This window comes from Pararhizobium sp. (genome assembly GCF_035497515.1).
Lineage (GTDB): Bacteria > Pseudomonadota > Alphaproteobacteria > Rhizobiales > Rhizobiaceae > Pararhizobium.
The window spans coordinates 1-5,141 of record NZ_DATJDJ010000049.1; the positions used below are offsets into that span (position 1 = coordinate 1).

General features: G+C 59.4%; 5 protein-coding genes and 1 pseudogene. 1 reads left to right on the forward strand and 5 read right to left on the reverse strand.

Translation table 11 applies throughout. The features are described from left to right. The 4 genes from VL202_RS05340 to rpsL form a co-directional block, all read right to left on the reverse strand. Nucleotides 1-141: GTP-binding protein (locus tag VL202_RS05340; protein ID WP_234836486.1), on the reverse strand; the 141-nt coding region annotated here is incomplete at its 3' end. Nucleotides 142-207: 66 nt separating this feature from the next. Continuing rightward, a complete protein-coding gene (gene fusA, locus VL202_RS05345; protein WP_325463121.1) occupies nucleotides 208-2,307 on the reverse strand; it encodes an elongation factor G in 2,100 nt (699 codons plus the stop codon). Nucleotides 2,308-2,337: 30 nt separating this feature from the next. After that, on the reverse strand, nucleotides 2,338-2,808 hold the full coding sequence (gene rpsG / locus VL202_RS05350; RefSeq protein WP_056333576.1) for a 30S ribosomal protein S7: 471 nt from the start codon (nucleotides 2,806-2,808) through the stop codon (nucleotides 2,338-2,340). A gap of 94 nt (nucleotides 2,809-2,902) precedes the next feature. After that, nucleotides 2,903-3,274: a 30S ribosomal protein S12 gene (gene rpsL / locus VL202_RS05355; RefSeq protein ID WP_003507760.1), complete on the reverse strand. Its 372-nt coding sequence runs from the start codon at nucleotides 3,272-3,274 to the stop codon at nucleotides 2,903-2,905. Nucleotides 3,275-3,836: 562 nt separating this feature from the next. On the opposite strand from rpsL, the gene VL202_RS05360 reads away from it, so the two are divergent. Next, the gene (locus VL202_RS05360; RefSeq protein WP_056333573.1) at nucleotides 3,837-4,133 is read left to right on the forward strand and encodes a hypothetical protein; all 297 of its coding nucleotides are present in this window, start codon (nucleotides 3,837-3,839) and stop codon (nucleotides 4,131-4,133) included. Between the two features lie 125 nt (nucleotides 4,134-4,258). Here the strand turns inward: VL202_RS05360 and VL202_RS05365 are convergent. After that, nucleotides 4,259-5,141, reverse strand: a pseudogene (locus VL202_RS05365) (DNA-directed RNA polymerase subunit beta'); the annotation flags it as partial.

Consider the following 5,141-nt stretch of genomic DNA (forward strand, 5'->3'; position numbering starts at 1 on the left):
AGCGTCGATCTGGTCATAGGCCTTGAACTCGCCGAAATACTTCGTGATCGCAGCCGTCAGCGACGTCTTGCCATGGTCGACGTGCCCGATCGTGCCGATGTTTACATGCGGCTTGTTGCGTTCAAATTTGCTCTTTGCCATTTCCGGCTCTCCATTTTCTGTCCCCGCGAAGGGGAAATTCTCTTGTTTCTGTCAGATGGCGTCCGGTCACTTCTGACCGGAATACTTCGCCTGGATTTCCTGCGCCACGTTCGAAGGAACCGGCGAATAATGATCGAAGGTCATCGAATACTGGGCACGGCCCTGGCTCATCGAGCGCAGGTTGTCCACGTATTTGAACATGTTGGCCAGCGGGACATTCGCGTTGATGACAACCGCCACGCCGCGCGATTCCTGGCCCTGGATCTGGCCACGACGCGAATTCAGATCGCCGATCACGTCGCCGACATAGTCTTCCGGCGTCACGACTTCGACCTTCATCATCGGCTCCAGCAACTGGGCGCCGGCCTTCTTGGCTGCTTCACGGAAGCAGGCGCGCGAGGCGATTTCGAAAGCGAGAACCGAGGAGTCGACATCGTGGAAGGCGCCGTCGATGAGGGTCGCCTTGACGCCGAGCATCGGGAAGCCTGCGAGCGGGCCCGAGGAAAGAACGCTCTCGATGCCCTTCTGGACGCCCGGGATGTATTCCTTCGGAACAGCACCACCGACGATCTTCGATTCGAACTTGAAGTCTTCGCCTTCAGGGTTCGGTTCGAAGATGATCTTGACGCGTGCGAACTGGCCGGTACCACCGGACTGCTTCTTGTGCGTGTAGTCTTCTTCATGCGTGCGCGTGATGGTTTCACGATAGGCAACCTGCGGCGCGCCGACGGTTGCTTCTACCTTGAATTCGCGGCGCATGCGGTCGACGAGAATGTCGAGATGCAGTTCGCCCATGCCGGCGATGATCGTCTGGCCGGATTCCTCGTCGGTCTTGACGCGGAACGAAGGATCCTCGGCGGCCAGGCGGTTGAGCGCGAGGCCCATCTTTTCCTGGTCGTTCTTGGTCTTCGGCTCGATGGCGATCTGGATGACCGGCTCGGGGAATTCCATGCGTTCGAGAATGACCTGCTTCAGCGGATCGCAGAGCGTATCACCCGTGGTCGTGTCCTTGAGGCCGGCCAGAGCAACGATGTCGCCTGCGAAAGCTTCTTCGATGTCTTCACGCGAGTTGGAATGCATCTGCAGCATGCGGCCGACGCGCTCGCGCTTTTCCTTGACCGTGTTCATGACCGACGTGCCCTTTTCGAGCTTGCCGGAATAGATGCGGGCGAAGGTGAGCGAACCGACGAAGGGGTCGTTCATGATCTTGAAGGCAAGCATCGACAGCGGCTCTTCATCGGACGCATGGCGCTCGATGTCGGCCTCGGTCTTGACGTCGATACCCTTGATCGCCGGAATATCGGCCGGCGACGGCAGGTAATCGACGACGGCGTCGAGCAGCGGCTGAACGCCCTTGTTCTTGAAGGCCGTACCGCAGAACATCGGATGGAACTTGACGTCGATGGTGCCGCGGCGAACGAGCGCACGGATCTGGTCATTGTCCGGCATGATACCGTTCAGGTAGTTTTCCATCGCAGCTTCGTCGATATCGACGACGGTTTCGATGAGGAGTTCGCGGAACTCTTCCGCCTTTTCCTTCATGTCTTCCGGAATTTCGACGACATCCCACTGGGCGCCGAGCGATTCGTCGCGCCAGACCAGCGCGTTCATCTCGACCAGATCGATGACGCCCTTGAAGTCGCTTTCAGCACCGATCGGCAGCTGCATGACGACCGGGATCGCGCCGAGACGCGACCTGATCATATCGACCGAGCGATAGAAATCGGCGCCGGTCTTGTCCATCTTGTTGCAGAAGATCATCCGCGGGACGTGATATTTTTCAGCCTGACGCCAGACGGTTTCCGTCTGCGGCTCGACACCGGCATTGGCGTCGAGGAGCGCGATCGCGCCGTCGAGTACGCGCAGCGAACGCTCGACTTCAATGGTGAAGTCGACGTGGCCGGGGGTGTCGATGATGTTGAAGCGGCGAGCCTTGCCGTCGCGACCCTTCCAGAAGGTGGTCGTGGCAGCCGACGTGATGGTGATGCCGCGTTCCTGCTCCTGCTCCATCCAGTCCATGGTGGCAGCGCCGTCGTGCACTTCGCCGATCTTGTGCGACTTGACCGTGTAATACAGAATCCGCTCGGTGGTCGTGGTCTTGCCGGCGTCGATATGCGCCATGATCCCGAAATTGCGGTAGTCTTCGATTTTATATTCGCGAGCCATAATGACTGCCTTTCGAAAATTGTTCGTCGATTACCAGCGGTAATGCGAGAAAGCGCGGTTGGCGTCGGCCATCTTGTGCGTGTCTTCGCGCTTCTTGACGGCGCTGCCACGGTTGTTGGCGGCATCCATGAGTTCGCCGCAGAGGCGATCGATCATGGTGGTCTCGTTGCGCTTGCGGGCAGCAGCGATCAGCCAACGGATGGCAAGGGCCTGTCGGCGCTCGGGACGAACATCGACCGGGACCTGGTAGGTGGCACCACCAACGCGGCGCGAACGCACTTCGACATGCGGCGCGATATTGTCGAGGGCCGAATGGAACACGGCGACCGGCTCCTGCTTCAGCTTGCCCTGGACCAGATCGAAGGCACCGTAGACGATGTTTTCAGCAACCGACTTCTTACCATGAAGCATGATGGCATTCATGAACTTGGTGACGACCAGATCGCCGAACTTCGGGTCCGGATTGATCTCGCGCTTTTCTGCACTGTGACGACGTGACATATTTTTGTCTCTCAAACTTGAACGGGCGCCTTAACACGCGGAGAACCTCGCGCAGCACCGAAATGATGTGATCCGAATGACTTCGGACGCCCTGTTACTTAGGACGCTTGGCACCGTACTTCGAACGGCGCTGCTTGCGGTTCTTGACACCCTGGGTATCGAGAACGCCGCGGATGATGTGATAGCGAACGCCCGGCAAGTCCTTGACGCGGCCGCCGCGGATCATCACCACGGAGTGTTCCTGAAGGTTGTGGCCTTCGCCCGGAATATAACCGATGACTTCGAAGCCGTTGGTCAGGCGAATCTTGGCAACCTTACGCAGAGCCGAGTTCGGCTTCTTCGGGGTCGTCGTGTAGACGCGGGTGCAGACGCCACGCTTCTGCGGGTTTTCCTGCAGCGCGGGAACCTTGTTGCGCTTTACCTGTGCCTGACGCGGCTTGCGGATCAGCTGGTTTACGGTAGGCATATAACCATCCCTTACAAATTCTGTCTCATTACCCTTGCGGGCGGATCAATGCCGTCTCCGGCGGTTTCGAACGCGTCACAAAATGCGCAAAACGAGGGCCGATCCGCTTTTCGGCAGATGGCCCCGCAAAAAAGCAGAGGACGCAGTATTTTCAGCGTCTTGCGTGCAGCATTATGGTCTTCAGCGTGCGTTTGGAGCCTTGTTTGAGGCGAACTCCGGAACGTGTCGTTCCAGACCAGCCAGCCTCACATGGGCTCCGATGCGGCGGGGTGTACTGATTTCGGGCTCCGTCGTCAAGGGGAGTTAACAAATAATCTTGGCTCCGCAGGGCTGGCATGCCTGCAAAACAAGGCTTTCGCGCCCTCGCCCGGCGGTCTTGGCGGTTGCGGGCACAGAACTGGATAGCCCAGCGCCGGAATCACGGTGCGATTCCATCTCGGCTTCCGGACCTCAGGGAATCGCCATCTCCCCTGCGAATTCCTCGCCAACTGCGATTTTTAACACGCACCACGCGGCAATAGGCTGTAAACTCGCTTCATGTCTTTCGAAAGAGGAAACAGCCATGAATGCCATCCCGGACAATGACAACAATGATGACGGACCGATGATCTTCATCATCATCGGCAAGGCCTATGAAAAGGATGGCGATGACGAAGGCGTGGACATTCACGTCATGTTGCGCGCGCCCGACGACGACACCGCCGTGCGCGAGGCGCTCAATGCACTCGCCGAGGAAGGTTTTCTCGAAGCCGACCTCGACCAGATCGGCACGCTCGACGACATCCCCGACGAGGAACCGCATGCCTCCGCCTACCAGGGCGCGCTGACCGGCGAAGTGGCGATCATCAAGTTCGGATAGGACGAAGGCTGCACGCATCTTGTGCGCCGCCCTGCCCCCATGAAATGCCAAAGCCGCCCGAATTGCTCCGGGCGGCTTTTTGATTGGCGTTGGAAGGGCGGAAGAACCGCCCTCGCCTTTCAGCCTTATTCGGCCGGCGCTTCTTCCATTGCCGCCATGTCGGCGAGCATCGGGGTCGCGGTGTCCGCACCGGTGCCCTTGCGGCGCTCTTCGAGGATCATCTCGTCGCGCGCCGTGGCGATGCGGCGGATCTGCGTCATGGTGCCGCCGGTACCGGCCGGGATCAGGCGGCCGACGATGGCGTTTTCCTTCCGGCCCTGCAGGCCGTCGGTCTTGCCGGCGATCGCAGCTTCCGTCAGCACCTTGGTCGTTTCCTGGAAGGAAGCGGCCGAGATGAAGGACGGCGTCTGCAGCGATGCCTTGGTGATGCCGAGCAGAACCGGATCGCCGTAAGCCGGCTTCTTGCCCTGTTCGATCAGCTGGTCGTTGACGTCTTCCAGTTCGATGCGATCGACACTGTCGCCGACAATATAGGTCGAGTCACCGGCGTCGGTCACTTCCACCTTCTGCAGCATCTGGCGAACGATCACCTCGATGTGCTTGTCGTTGATGACAACGCCCTGCAGACGGTAGACTTCCTGGATTTCGTTGACCAGGTAGGAAGCGAGTGCCTCCACGCCCTTGATCGCCAGGATGTCGTGCGGTGCCGGGTTACCGTCGAGGATGTAGTCACCCTTTTCGATATAGTCGCCATCCTGAAGATGGAAGGGCTTGCCCTTCGGGATCAGGTATTCGACCGGCTCCACACCGTCTTCCGCAGGCTCGATCAGCACGCGGCGCTTGTTCTTGTAGTCGCGGCCGAAGCGGATCGTACCATCGATTTCGGCGATGATCGCGTGATCCTTCGGACGGCGCGCTTCGAAGAGTTCGGCAACGCGCGGCAGACCACCGGTGATGTCCTTCGTCTTGGCGCTTTCCAGCGGCGAACGTGCAAGCACGTCACCCTGG